10 protein-coding genes and 1 other RNA gene are annotated in these 13,491 nt (G+C 61.7%); 4 read left to right on the forward strand and 7 right to left on the reverse strand.

Annotation, left to right across the window (positions count from 1 at the left end; translation table 11 throughout):
• Positions 1-2: 2 nt before the first annotated feature.
• The 5 genes from ssrA to Q1V57_RS02985 form a co-directional block, all read right to left on the reverse strand.
• Positions 3-394, reverse strand: a transfer-messenger RNA (tmRNA) gene (ssrA, locus tag Q1V57_RS02965).
• A gap of 10 nt (positions 395-404) precedes the next feature.
• Positions 405-1,451 carry a DUF3667 domain-containing protein gene (locus tag Q1V57_RS02970; RefSeq protein ID WP_300527470.1) on the reverse strand — a complete coding sequence of 349 codons (1,047 nt, stop codon included), beginning with the start codon at positions 1,449-1,451 and terminating at the stop codon, positions 405-407.
• A gap of 79 nt (positions 1,452-1,530) precedes the next feature.
• Positions 1,531-3,975 (reverse strand): acyltransferase family protein, encoded by a 2,445-nt coding sequence (locus tag Q1V57_RS02975; RefSeq protein WP_300527471.1) that lies wholly within the window; start codon positions 3,973-3,975, stop codon positions 1,531-1,533.
• Between the two features lie 118 nt (positions 3,976-4,093).
• The gene (locus tag Q1V57_RS02980; RefSeq protein WP_300527472.1) at positions 4,094-5,008 is read right to left on the reverse strand and encodes an alpha/beta hydrolase; all 915 of its coding nucleotides are present in this window, start codon (positions 5,006-5,008) and stop codon (positions 4,094-4,096) included.
• Between the two features lie 159 nt (positions 5,009-5,167).
• The gene (locus Q1V57_RS02985; protein WP_300527473.1) at positions 5,168-6,325 is read right to left on the reverse strand and encodes a hypothetical protein; all 1,158 of its coding nucleotides are present in this window, start codon (positions 6,323-6,325) and stop codon (positions 5,168-5,170) included.
• 144 nt (positions 6,326-6,469) lie between these two features.
• Here Q1V57_RS02985 and Q1V57_RS02990 point away from each other — a divergent pair, with 144 nt between their 5' ends.
• Together Q1V57_RS02990 and Q1V57_RS02995 are read left to right on the forward strand one after the other, a co-directional pair.
• Positions 6,470-7,534: a ferritin-like protein gene (locus Q1V57_RS02990; protein ID WP_300527475.1), complete on the forward strand. Its 1,065-nt coding sequence runs from the start codon at positions 6,470-6,472 to the stop codon at positions 7,532-7,534.
• Positions 7,531-9,492, forward strand: coding sequence for a hypothetical protein (locus tag Q1V57_RS02995; RefSeq protein WP_300527476.1), 1,962 nt, complete (start codon positions 7,531-7,533; stop codon positions 9,490-9,492). The genes Q1V57_RS02990 and Q1V57_RS02995 overlap by 4 nt, the downstream gene beginning before the upstream one ends.
• Before the next feature lie 77 nt (positions 9,493-9,569).
• Here the strand turns inward: Q1V57_RS02995 and Q1V57_RS03000 are convergent, their stop codons facing one another.
• The gene (locus Q1V57_RS03000) at positions 9,570-11,423 is read right to left on the reverse strand and encodes a TonB-dependent receptor (protein WP_300527478.1); all 1,854 of its coding nucleotides are present in this window, start codon (positions 11,421-11,423) and stop codon (positions 9,570-9,572) included.
• Positions 11,424-11,458: 35 nt separating this feature from the next.
• Here Q1V57_RS03000 and Q1V57_RS03005 point away from each other — a divergent pair, with 35 nt between their 5' ends.
• A complete protein-coding gene (locus tag Q1V57_RS03005; protein WP_300527479.1) occupies positions 11,459-12,124 on the forward strand; it encodes a hypothetical protein in 666 nt (221 codons plus the stop codon).
• Positions 12,125-12,326: 202 nt separating this feature from the next.
• Positions 12,327-12,698 carry a tRNA-binding protein gene (locus Q1V57_RS03010; RefSeq protein WP_300527481.1) on the forward strand — a complete coding sequence of 124 codons (372 nt, stop codon included), beginning with the start codon at positions 12,327-12,329 and terminating at the stop codon, positions 12,696-12,698.
• Here the strand turns inward: Q1V57_RS03010 and Q1V57_RS03015 are convergent.
• Positions 12,695-13,189, reverse strand: a complete 495-nt coding sequence (locus Q1V57_RS03015; protein WP_300527483.1) for a MarR family transcriptional regulator — start codon at positions 13,187-13,189, stop codon at positions 12,695-12,697. The genes Q1V57_RS03010 and Q1V57_RS03015 overlap by 4 nt on opposite strands.
• Positions 13,190-13,491: the final 302 nt, after the last annotated feature.

Below are 13,491 nucleotides of genomic sequence, written 5' to 3' on the forward strand. Positions count from 1 at the left end.
AAAGTGGAGGCTTCTGTTGCCAGGCGCCTCCGAGCCCCGCCTATTCCGGCTAAAGGGAATAGGAGTTTTAGCGAGATTACCCGCGCTGCTTACGCAGCGAGAGCGACCTCTTCAGCGTAGTTGTCATTTGCAACTATTTAAATCGAGCCTGTAACGGGCCTCACCCGAGCGAAAGCAATCACCTTTACCCGTCTGTCGATCCTGTTTCGGCCCCCATAATGACCCCAGCCGGTGAAGACCGGTTCGGGTCAGCTTCCCCGCTTGCGCGAGGATGATTGGTGGAGCCGCCGGGTACTGCCCCCGGGTCCAGTCCGGTTATTACGTGCGCGTTTATCGCCATAGCCAGCAAGCTGGCTTCGTCAATATAGGCGTTCGGGCGCGGCGATAAAACCCCTGCCTCTGTCCTAGCCCGCTGAAAAAATGATCAAAGCCAGCGCGACCACACCGACGCAAACGATGTAGAAGAATTGCAGGAAAAGGCTGCGCGCGATCGCGCCGATCCAGCTGGATTGGTAGAAGCCGCGGTCATAAAGCGTCTGCAAGATCAGCGTGCCCCCACCGCCGAGCGCGGCCAGGGCGATGATCAGCGCCGTGGCCCCGCCGGCAAAACGGCCCAGCAGGATGAAGGTGGCGATGATGCTCAGATAGGGCACATGCCAATACAGCGAGTAGATCAGGTGTTCGATAATGCGGCGCCGGGGATGGACCAGCAGGTTCAACCCGGCATAGGCGATCACCATGATCAGAAGCGACTGGGTTGCTGCTGTGGTGATCCGGTTTTCGAACAATTCCGGATTGGTTGAGGCCTGGCGCGAGACCGGCCCGAAAATACTGGCGTCGCCGGGTGGTTCGATACCATTTTGACAAAGTGGACTGTCATCGGGCAGGCGGCGGCCTTCCGGTGTCGGGCCAAACTCGAACAGTTCAATGCGGATGTCGCTATCTCGCGCCAATACCAATTGGCCGCTGGCATCAATTTCATCCGGCCCCGGCAACACACCGCATCGCGGCGTTTGGTCTTCGCTTTGCGCCTCCCTTCGCGCCACGACCTCGCGCCGTTGTGCGATGACGATCGGATCCTGGGCCCGGATGGTTTCTGCTGTGGGCAGAATGGTGACGCCGACCACCCGCACCCCGGCCAGCGACATCAGGACGAAGAAGATCAGCGAGAAGATCAGATAGATGCGAACCGGGGCGGTATAGCTGTTGCGGCGGCCGTCGACATAGGCGCGCGCTACCTGTCCGGGTTTGCGGACCAAGGCGCCGAGGGTGGTGAAGAAGCGGCCTTCCCAGGCAAACAGACTGCCGACCAGATCGGTAAGCAGATGCCAGGCTGGCCGCCGGATATCTTCAGCGGCCTGACCGCATTGGGCACAGAAGGGGCCGCCAAGCGCTGCACCGCAATTGGCGCAATGCTCCCGCTCGCCCGCACTCGTATCTGTTCCGGCCAAATCCAGCCTCTTTTTACCCGGTCCCCGACTGCCCTAGCGGTGCACGCGGCCGCGCCCGCGGTCAAGCCGGTGTCCGGGCCTAGTTGGCGGCCTGGGTCGAAATCCGGACTTGCTGAACCAGGATGGGCGCGCCGAGCGGGGCGATGCCGAGATAATCGCCGCCTCCATTGCGGGCCTGGGCCACATCATAGTCGAAGCTCAGGCGGAAGGCGCCGGGCTCAACCGAGAACCGCCGCCAGCCGCTATTGCCCACTTCATTGGTGGAGTATTGTAGCCAGATATCGGTTGCATTCTCGGCGAAGCCGGAAACTTCGACGGTTAGCGAGCGCCCCGAGAATGACTGCTCCACATCGCCAGTGAAAGCGATATGGGCAACGCCGGTGCGGCCGCCTGTGCTTTCGCCGACCAGGCCGGTGCGCTCGAGGCGCCAGCCATCGGCCACCGGCTCAGCCGATACGGCCGGGGTGGACTGGATGGCGTCTTCAGAGGTGGCGAAATCATAGAGTACGTCTGCAGTGGTGACCTCGCCGGCCCGTGCGGTCGTGTCAGGGGTCGGGATTGCTGCGCTGTCGAGCTGAAAAAGGTCGGGATTTTGCTGCGCATACATGCGGCCGGCCATCTCGGCAAACTCGAGCGACAAATGGTGTTCGTCATAGAAAACCGGAACGCCGTCAGCGCTTTCAGTCAGGCAGTTCTGCAATTGCCGGTCGCTACACAGCAGATCGACGCGATCAATAAATACCGAGGTCAGATCCATGATCGGCTGATACAGCGTCTCAGCTTCCGGGGCATCGGCGAAATAGTCTACAAACTCGCTGGATGCGCATCCCGCTGTGCTGCCGCTCTCATTGAGGATGCGGGCGCAGGGGATTGAGGTGTTGATATAGCCACCCAGCGTGATGATCTGCAGCTCCGGATTGATCTCGCGCGCCCAGCGCATCATCGCCAGCAGGATGTCCTTATTGCCGGCAAAGGGCTTGTTGGCGGAATAGACGAGGTAGTCGAGGTCAGCGATGAAGTCAGGATTGCTGAATACATCGAGCCGGGTCTGGCATTCCGCCGCTGTCGTCGTCCAGCCGCCCTCGGCGCTCTGCGCCACGTCGGGGCACTGGTTCAGGGTGCCGAAATTGATCAGCTCGAGATCGCTGTCCTCGCCATAGCCAGCCCGGATAAAGTTGAAACCGTCCGGCTCGTGCGAATTGCCGAGGAAGAAGACCCGGGTCATGTCGGTCTGGTCGCAGCGGCTGTCGCCGGCGTAGTAGTTCTGGATGCGGCAGGCCGTGGGCAGATTGCTGAACCGGGTGCGCATACCGGCCTGGATCTGTTCCGGCGTCAGCAGCAAGTTGGGCGTCCGCCATGTCCAGCCACCGGTCAGTGCGGCATGGCCGGCGACAAGGCTGAGCACCAGGGCCGCAATACCAGTGCGAACAGCGAATGGCACCGGTGCGAGGCGTTTGCGCTGTTCGCCGCTCGGGTGACGCAAATAGAAGCGCCGCTCCAGCCCGTAGTGCAGGACCGCTGCTGCAGCGACCATGGCTGCAGCCAGAATGATCTGCTCGACCGTATCCACGTCCAGCCCGGTCTCATAGCGATACAGCGAGACAATCGGCCAGTGCACAAGATAGAGCGCATAGGAGATGACGCCGAACCAGATACTGACCGGATTGCACAATACCCAGCGGCCGATCAGGCCCTGGCCGCCCTTGAAACTGCCGGCAAGCAGGATGGCCAGAGTGCCGAGCGTTGGCGGCAGGGCGGCGATACCGGGGAAGGGGGTGTGATGATCATAGATCAGGACACAGGCGATGATGGTCGCGAAACCGGCGACAAAGAGCGTGTCCTTGATCCAGCCCGGCAGGCTGATCTGGTTGAGCTCGTCGGAGAAAGCCAGGCGGGCGACTGCAGCGCCGGCGGCGAACTGGAAAATGCGGGCCGGGAAGAGATAGAAGGCGCCCGAAATGTCGTAGGCGCTGTAGATCAGTGAGCCGATCAGGGAGACGATCGTGGCAATGACCAGGACCAGGGCGAAGCGCTTGTGCCCGAACAGGGCCAAGGCCCCGACGACAAAAGCCGGCCAGAACAGGTAGAACTGCTCCTCCACCCCGAGCGACCAGGTATGCAACAGCGGCTTGAGCTCTGATGACGTGTCCCAATAGCCGGCCTCGAAATAGAAAATGATGTTCGATGTGGACGTCAGGGCCCCGATGGCCGAGCGGGCAAAGCGGATGAAATCATCGGGCGTCAGAATAATGGCTGACGCAATAAAAGTGACCGCGACAGTCGCAATCAGCGGGGGAATGATGCGCCGGACCCGCCCGAGATAGAAGCTGGAGAAGGTGAAGCTGCCGCGTTGATGCTTGCCGGCGATGATCGAGGTGATGAGAAAGCCGGAAATCACGAAGAAGACATCGACGCCGATATAGCCGCCGGCGAATTGTTCGATGGTCAGGTGAAACAAGACGACCGCAATAACCGCGACAGCGCGCAGGCCGTCGATGTCGGATCGATAATCCATTTGGCTCATATTCGGGGTGACCTCAGGCGCTCCAGAACAGCGGATTTCGTAATAAAAACCGTTATTCCAAGGGATCAAGCCGGATAGCCGATTATCATCGCGAAGTCGATATGCCAGGGCCTGGCTGTCAGAGCGGCAGGTTCCGGTTCAGGAAGTCCAGCGTGCGCTGAAACGGAGACGGGTCGGACTGGAAGATGCGGTTCGAGGCGAAGCCGTGGCCTGCGCCCTGATTGGGGTGGAAGGCATAGACCAGCCGGGCGGCCTGCGCTTCATCGCGCAGCGCCTCGGCGAGGCTGAACGGAATTACCGTATCGGCGGTGCCGTGCAGGATGAAAATGGCCGGATCGCCGGCCGCCATCATGCCGGGAAAGCCGGCCCGGCCCCAATAATCGACGAAGAGCTGTGGGCGCGGGCCGGTAATGCCGAAATCATCCAGCGCATAGCTGATCAGCTGGCCGGAGACGGCGCCGGCGGAACTGCCCCAGATAGCGAAGCGGTCCGGGTCGATACATCGGTCGGCCGCATTGGCCTGGACCCAAAGCGCGGCATCGCGCACATCCTCGGTCGCGCTGACCACCGTGTTGATCAGGCTGACATCCTGAACCCGCGGCGGCTGCACCGGATTGGCGTCGAGATAGCCCTGCCGCATGGCTGCAAATTCCGGCGAAGGGACCGGTTTTTCGCCTTCCAGCCGGTAATCGACGGTAATCGCGACATAGCCGGCTGCGCTGATGGCCTCGGCGATTTCAACCCAGGCCGCATCGGTTTTGGAACCCTGGCGAAATCCGCCGCCATGGATCATCACAATAAAGGGGCGCGGTGCCGTGCAGGCCGACTGCGGCTGGTAGATATCCAGCTGCAGGGCGGTCGTGCCGGAGCCGACCGGGGCGGTGCGATAGACGACATCCATTTCGCTGGGATAGACGCGATCGGATTGGGCCGATGCAAGGGCCGGGGCGGCCAGCGTACAAAGGGCGACGCAGAGCGCGGCCAGCCATGGCTGCACCGGATGTCCGGCGCGTTTGGACAGATCAGGCCGCATCATTCATCCCCCACATCACGACAACAGGTGATCCCAGCACTAACACGCCAGCCGTGTGGGCGATAGCGCCGGCCGGGGCTGTCTCGGCGGTGTGCATCGGTACGAACAGGCCGGCGCAATCCGGCCTGTTCGCGATGCCGGCATCATGACGCCGGGCGACTAACGGCCGCCACGCCCGATCGTGCCCCAGGTCGGTGCCGGTTCGGCATCGCCCAGCATGGCATTGGCGTGGCTTGGCGGGTCGAACAACTGGCAGGCCGGCAAGGCGGCCGGGTCGAGCGTGTTGACCTGGTCCCAGGTGTCGGCCGGATTGGGCTGCTCGGCGCTGAAAGTCGTGTAGTTCTGGCTCACAATGGGCGCGAAGGGCACAGCCTGCCCGCCTTCGGTGAGATAGGGCACGCCGGAGAAATAGAAGCTCTGCGGCATCGCACCGTCGCCTTGGTCCTGGAAGCCGTAACCGAACAGGATGCCGGCATTGGCGGTCTGGTCCGGGGCGGCGCCTACCTGCATGATCGAGCCGTCCGAATGGCGCACCCAGAAGCTATAGCCCTGACCGCCGCGGCCGATGCGCCGGCTGTCATTGGGGGCGTAGGGCAGGTGTTTGATGAAGTCGCGCCGGGGCGGGTGATTGAAGCTTGAGAACAGGCAAACCGGCGGCATCCAGTCCGGGCGATCGTCATAGGTCACGAAGAAAGCGGTATTGCCCAGCGAGATGAAGGCACAGCTATAGGTATTTTCGAACGGGAAAATCGGCAGGCAGCGATCTTGATAGTATTCCATCATGGCGCCTTGGCCGTCCTCGGGAACGTCCCCGGTCCAGGTCGAGTCATAATAGGTCCGGCCGTAGGACACTTCATAGTCGACGCCCGGCTGTAGATCGGCCGGCGGCTGGCCCGGATAGGGCGGCGGATTGTTCACCCAGTCATTGAACACCCGGTACATCGTCCAGTCGGCAACCCAGTATTCCGGCCAGACGGGGTTTTCCGGCTCGCCCGGCTGGCGCGGATAGGTGCAGTCGGCATTGGCACAGGGCGGTGAGGTGCCGTCATTGTGCACGCCATAGGTCTGATAGATCGCGTCAGAGTGGATTTCATTGCCGGTGGTCTCCGCGGGAGCCGCGGGCGTCTCCGGCGCAGCCGGGGCTGGGTCGGCCGCCGGCGTGACCGTTCCGGCCTGCGGCGCGTCAACGATTGTGTCCGCCTCCTCCGGGGCGTTGCACCCGGCAAGCGCGACCAGGGAGGCTGCAAGCGCTCCGCCAAGAAGCCGTTTCCGGCCTGTTTGATCGCCCGTAAACCTTTGTCCGTAAACGCGTTTCATATTCTTCGCCTCCAGCCTGTGTCCCGCACGCTAAGGTGCCTGTTGTGCCCTGTGCACAATTCTTTTGTGCATCTTGGCTATACACAGGATGGTTTTTGCTGTGTAGTTATGCAACCGTAAATTAGAACGAAAATGGGGGTGAGCATGATCAAGCTCGTGTGGACCCGGCCGGAGAGCATCGAGGATGTTCGAAGCCAAGTGCAGACCGCCGTCAATCTCGAGTTTTCAACGCTTCCGCCCTATCTCTACGCGCTCCTATCCATTCCGCCCGGCGAGAATGAGGAAGCCCGCAAGCGCATTCACGACATCTCCATGCAGGAGATGATTCACATGTGCCTGGCCTGCAATATTCTCAACGCGATCGGGGGCAGTCCGCAGATTGCCGCGCCGCGCTTCCCCGGCCGCTTGCCGGGGGATGTCGCCGGCGGGATGATCGTGCATCTTTTCCCGTTCTCACCTGCCGCAGCCGAGCAGGGCATGCGGATCGAGCAGCCCGAAGACCCGATTGATCCGCCCGCATTGCTCAAAGGCATGGCGGAAGATGACACGGCCATCGTGACCATTGGCGAGTATTATGAGCGCTTGAAGCACACCCTGGCGCAATTGCCGGCTTCGGACTGGCATCAGGATCGTCATCAAATCGATGATTCCCAATACATGCTGGGCAATCTGTTCAAGGTGAACCGTTATGCCGACGCCGCCCAGGCGATCGACAATATCGTGTCTGAAGGGGAGGGCACGCCGCAGAGCGGCGGGTCGCGCGGAAGCCCGCTCGATTTCCAGAACGAGATGGCTCACTATTACCGCTTCTGGGAAATCCGAAAGAACAAGGTCCTGACCCGGGCCAACAACCCGATCGGCTATCAATGGGGGCCGCAAACGCTGGGTATCGACTGGCGCGCGGTCTATCCTGCGATCACCGATCCGGAAACCCACGATTTTTCCAACGAGCCGCCGGCCGCCCAGGCCGCCCAGGCAGAGTGCAACACTGCCTATGGTGCGATGATCGATGCACTGCAGCTGGCTTTCAATGGCCAGCCAGGCCAGCTCGGTGTCGCGGTGCGAGCCATGTTCGATTTGCGCATGGCCGCGCGCAAGGCGCTCACTACTCCGCTCAATGACGGCCGCGTTGCCGGCCCGGCCTTCGTCGTTCCCGGCGGCAACTGGGTTGCCAGCAATGAAGCGGTTGAAACGGGAGAATTGGCATGAGCATTCTTGAAACGCCGCGGCTCTATTTCAGGGGCAATATCGGCTGGGATCCGGTAACGACCAATAACTTCCCGGCCTCGCTTTCTGACCAGCCTGCCGCCTATGACGAGAATACGCTGGATTCCACCCTGCACGGCCAGCCGGTCACCCCCTCCCAGGTGGGTGATTATCGCCAGGCCGCGATCGATGAAGTGCCGCTGCAGAAGGACGGGCTGAGCAGCTGGAACCCCGACGGGACCTATCGCTCCACGTTTTTCCAGACCCAGGTGAATGGTGTCGACCTGGGCAATGGGCTCGATATCCACGATCCGATCGTCACCGCTCCGGTCAATTTCCAAGGCATGCTTATCGATGTCGAGCCCTACGGGCCCTACACCTCCCAGCTATTCTTCGATGAGATGAGCTTCGGCATCCCAGGTGGCTGCCGCATTGTCGGGCCGCGTTGGCGCCGGTTCGACGACCGCAATATCAATTTCAACGCCAACCCCAGCAATTCTATCATCGCCGGTACTGCCTCGGTGACCTGGCAGACGGTGTTTCCCAAGCGCCATGGCCTGGCCATCGAGGAACATGACTCGCCCCTGCTGCAGGCCTTCCGTGCCGCGCTGTCCAGCGAAGACGTGCTCGGGCTTATGGTGCGCTGGAACTCCTACCGCACGATCTATTTCAACAACCCCGCTCAGCGCAACGGCAATGCCGCCCAGCAGCACGACTCCGAGAACCTGATCGCCAAGCTCAACCAGGGCGGTTTCCAGCCAAATCCGGCGCGCAGTCTGGTCGTTGGCTGTCTCGGGCTGTGGCGGCGGGGCGATTGTCCCAGTGAACCCGGCGAGCGCACGCTGGTTTCGACCCTAGCGCCGATCCCGGACCAAGGCACGCCCGCCAGTGCCGGCCGGGTCGGCACGGCGTTCATGCATATCGACAGCGCGTCGTCCCCGCCCAAGCTGACGTTGGACTTCCAGAACACCATCCCGTGCGCCGACCAGGCGACCGACAAGGTGGATCTGGGCACGCTATCGGTTATCGCCGCCGATCCGCCGCCGGCTGTCGCCATGGGCGTTGTCGCCGAGATTCCGCTGGGGCGGTATGATCGCCGGGCCTATGAGGCCACCGGCGGTATCGTCACCGTCGATCTGCCGGACGGATCCAGAGGCCTGGAAGATTATGTCTTCTCGATCAGCGGGCCGGACGGCGGGCCGACCTATCTGCAGGAAGTGCGCTATCGCGCGCTGACCGATGAGCCGAATGTCTATGTCACCCAGGGTGATCTGCGGGACGTCACCATTCAAGTCTATGATCGGGGGCGTCCGGCCGGCGCAGGCCTCAATGTCGTCTGGTCGCCGCTACAGGGTACGGGGTCGACCGATACGACCCACTGGAGCGCCACGACGGACGCCAATGGTCGCGTCAAGGTGCCGCTCGATACCTCGCAGGGGCTTGTTTATCCTTATATTTTCCAGGTTGGGGATGACCCGGTTCTGCCGGTGGTCAGTGGCAAGCCGCAGCATGATCCGCACGCCCCCGGCGTCGTCTTCAACCCGCTTGTCTTCACCTATGTCTATGTCCGGGTCTTGCCGCGCGATGATGAAATCGCTGCGCTCGAACCGACCTGGGACAATGTCTACGCCCATGTGCTGGCGAACTTTAAGGCGATTGCGCCTTGCATGGATAACTGGCTGCGGCTGGATGATGAGCAGCAGGTGCGCGCCTATGGCCCGCTGGTCAAGCGTTTGACCGACCCGGATGCCTTTGAGAGTTTCCGCTACATGCCGGCGACGCGCGACCTCTCGCCGGGGCAGCGCACCTTGCTCTACAACTGGCTCGATCGGCAGGCCGCGCATGAAAAACCGGAGCGTCCGGTCGAGTTGGAGGCCCTGATGATGGCGAGCGAGGAATCCGCGGTGCTGGAAATCGCTACCATCGCCGGTAGCCACAGGGGCGGCGGCAAACCGGAATAGCCCCGCTTAGCGCTGCGCCGATCATTCAGTATTGGCCTCACCGGGGTTCTAGTCCTGCCCGGTGAGGCTCGCACTTACTAGAAGGCGATCCCTGTTCTGATCCGGAATAGCCGGCCCGGGGCGGGGAAGCCGACCGCATCCTGCCAGTCCGCATCAAATGCATTGCGCAGCGCCAGTGAGACGCTGACGGTGTCGCTGGCGCGCCAGTCGGCAAACAGATCGACCGCGACATGCCCGCCCAGCTCAATCACACCCGTCGGAATACTGGTTTCCAGGACGTCGGAGTTGAAATCGGCTGAAGCCCCCAGTCGCCAGGCTTCACTGGCCTGCCAGGCGATCCGCGCATGTCCGAACCAGTCAGGCCGGCTGCGCAAGGGTGTTTCGCTGTCGAAATCCAGCCAGGTGAGCGAGCCCGACCAATCGATCGTGCTGCCAATCCGGCCTTGTGCGGAGATTGAAGCGCCCTCGATATCCGTTTCGGAGCGGTTGACGGTGGTAAAAAGGACCGGGTCGAAATCGATCAAATCGGTATACGCGTTGCGGAACAGGCTGAACCGCACGCGCGCTGTTTCACCCTGCCAGACCAGCCCTCCCGACCAGGAAACGCTGCGCTCCGGCAGCAGGTCGGGATTAGCCGTCAGCGGAAAGGCAAGAGCGAAAAGGCTGGGCTGGCGAAAGCCTTTAGCATAACCGGCAAAGGCGATGAGCCCCGTGCCAGGAAGGCGGTACTCGGCCGAGCCCTGCAGGGTGAATTCATCGTCCTCATCGAACCAGTCCTGGCGCGCCGCCAAGGACAGCGACACCGCCTCGCTTGGCCGCCATTGGCCCTCCGCGAAGAGTGAGTTCTGGTCACGCTCGATGTCGAATGCGGTCGGCAGGAGTATGCCGACATCAATCGTACCGGTGCTGTTTGCACGCTCGCGCTGGTGGCTGGCGCCAAGGACGAGATCGATATAGGGCGACACCTCAAACCGGAGATCACCGGTCGCTTCCAGGCGGGAGAAGTCAGTGTCGCTGGTCAGCGCCGGCACGGGTGCGAATACGCCAGGAAAGATCGCCGGAGTATCTGCCTCGACCGTGTCGTCATAATAGCCGATGCGCAGGCTGGGCCGGACAGTCATGGCCTCCGCCCCGGCAAGCGCCAGCCCAGCGGTCAAAAACCGTGTATCGCGCGTCTCCAGCTCCCGGTTGAACGCAAGCTCAGGCCCGCCACTGCTTTCGGGAAAGCCGCGGCGCTCGCTTTGCCCGAAGAGTGCGAATGAGGATAGCGACCAGTCCCCGACGCCCTGAGCGAAGCGCACCAGACCCTGATTGCGCTCCATGGTCGAACCTGCGGTCAGATCGCCCGTATCTGCAAGAGAGGCCGAGAGCAGGAGATTGCCCTGGCCCAGTTCGGCGCCGATACGACCCGTCAGGGCATACCCGTCTTCACTGTCCGCGCTGGCCGCAAACCCGCCCGTCCGGCCATTCTCTACCCCCGGGGTGAGGCGGACAGAGACCACGCCGGACAGGGCGTCTGCGCCATGAACGGCGCTGCGGCTGGCGGGAATTATGGCGATCGAGTCGATCAGAGCCGGATCAAGCTGGGCGAAATCAAAACCGCCACCTTGCGAGCTGGAGGGGTTGGAGACGCGGACCCCGTCTATCAGAATCTGCGCGAAATTGGGCTCTGCACCACGGATCGATACAAAACTCGTCCCTCCTGTTCCCCCGGCAGAGGCGGCCCGCACATCGGGAAGGCTGCGCAGGACGTCGAGCGCGGTGGCGGGAAGGGCATGGTCAACCGGAAGCGGGCTGCGCAAGGTTTCCGCCGGCGCGGTAATGCGTGAGCCCAGGACCGCGATCGAAGCGTCTGCAGGCAAAGGTTGAGATTCGTCCGCCTGGTTTGAGGATATGGCTAGCGCGGCCAGCAGGAGTGATTTATGGATCATGGTGCATTGTGCCTTCTAGGCCGGGCGTGTGGGTGTTGAGATACGGGTTCAACGAAAAAGGCCTCATGAAAGCAATTAAGTACGCGATATACTCGATACTGTATTTGTCGCTTTTCATCGTGCCGTTCATTCTGTTCGGCGGCCAGGTCGAGGCATTTTCAGCGGTTTTTCTGGTTGGGGATACGCAAGATTCGGTCGTGATTCTGGTTGCAGCCCTCCTGCTTGCCGGCGACCCGGTTCTGCCGACACCCTCTAGCGTTGTAGCAACTTTGCTCGCCGCGCGCATCGGTTTTTTACCAGCAGCGGTTGTTAATGGCCTCGCGCTATCGCTGGCCTGTGTCATCGGTTATGGGATCGGGCGTGGCGGCAGTGCGGCCCTGTCACAGGCTGGGCGGGGCCTGCCAGCGCCTCTGGTCAGCTGGATGCAGCGCTATGGCTTGGTGGCGGCACTGCTGTGCCGGCCGATTCCTGTCCTGGCGGAAGCCTCACTCATTCTCGCAGGCGCTGCCCGTCACGCGCCCGTCCGGCTCCTGGCGTGGTGTAGCGCCACGCAGATCGTACTGGGCACGGCCTATGCTTTTGCCGGTTCCGGCTGGGGGGAAGAGCGCTGGAACGCGGCCGCGATCCTCGCCGGGAGTGTCGGCATCCCGCTGGCCGCGGGTGTTTTCGTCTGGGTGTCGGCCATGCTGGCACGCCCGTAGTCCAAGTCTGCGGCCGACCCGAACTGATCGATGCTGCGCCTGATTTCAGGCGCCGGGAGCGATAGGGGAGAGCCACCGATGTGCGACCGCTGGCCCCCCTCAATCGCAGACACTGCGTGGAGGTCTCGCCGACAGGCTTACCAGCCGGACGGTTAGGTGGTTTGCTTGGCGATATTGCTCACGCCTGCGAATTGGAACAGCCATGCACATGACCCACGACCCCAAAGCGCCTGCGGCGCCGGAGATCAGCTTTGATGAGTTTCTCAAGGTCGACATCCGGCTCGGTACCGTTGTCGAGGCGAGTGTTTTTCCGCAGGCCCGCAACCCGTCTTACCGGCTCAAGGTCGACTTCGGAGCGGCCCTCGGCATCAAGAAGAGCGTCGCCCAGATCACCGCCCATTATGCACCGAAAGAAATGGTCGGATCGCGGGTCATGGCTGTCGTGAATTTTCCACCACGACAGATCGGTCCGGCACAGTCAGAAGTCCTGGTCCTCGGTTTTGCCGACAGTGCTGACCAGATTGTCTTGGTACGTCCGGATCGCGATGCCCCGGATGGTGCGAGGCTGGCCTAGCCGGCGCTTTCGCCGGATTGCGGTGGGTCGATCTCGCCGGTTTCTAGGATCGGCGAGGCGTCAAGGTCTTCCGCGTCCATCATTTCGGCGATGCGCTGCAGCGAGGCGATCAGCATGCCGCGTTCCCAGTCCTGAAGCTTGCGGAATTCGCGCAGGAAACCCGATTGCAACAATTCGGGCGCAGCCGCGGCAGCTTGCAGGCCCTTATCCGTGAGGCAGGCGAGAATGATGCGCTTATCGGTCTCCGAGCGCTCGCGCATAATCAAATCATGCTTCACCAGCCGGTCGAGAATACTGGTGATGGTTGCCTGGCTGAGCGAGACGGCTTTCGCCAGCGCTGAGGGCGACATTTTCCCTTCCCGCCTGAGCACCTGCATGACAACCAGTTGCGGTGCGGTCAGGCCGGTCTTTTTCATCAGCTTCTTGGATTGAAGGTCGATGGCCCGGGTGATGCGTCGCAGGGCTATGAGGATGTCGTCGTGATCGGTCATTGAAATTTCGAAGCGGAACAAACTATCTCTTACGCGGTGCAGCGATGGCCGCCAAGGTCTCTATGAGTCGATGCTTTGATATCTATGCAAATTCTCGATGGGGCGTACCAAACCGCAATCATCTAGCTAGTGTTGCAAATCGACAACGGCGATCATTGATATCAAGAAAAACAATAAGTTGTCGTATGTATTTCCCGATGGCTTTTGCCTACGGAGACGCTTTGAAATCTAAGGACACTAGCCAAGGCCAGATGCTTCCCCTAGACCGCACACTAATCTTCGAATTCAAAGGGGTTGGCCAC

The sequence above is a fragment of the Maricaulis sp. genome (assembly GCF_030149425.1).
Lineage (GTDB): Bacteria > Pseudomonadota > Alphaproteobacteria > Caulobacterales > Maricaulaceae > Maricaulis.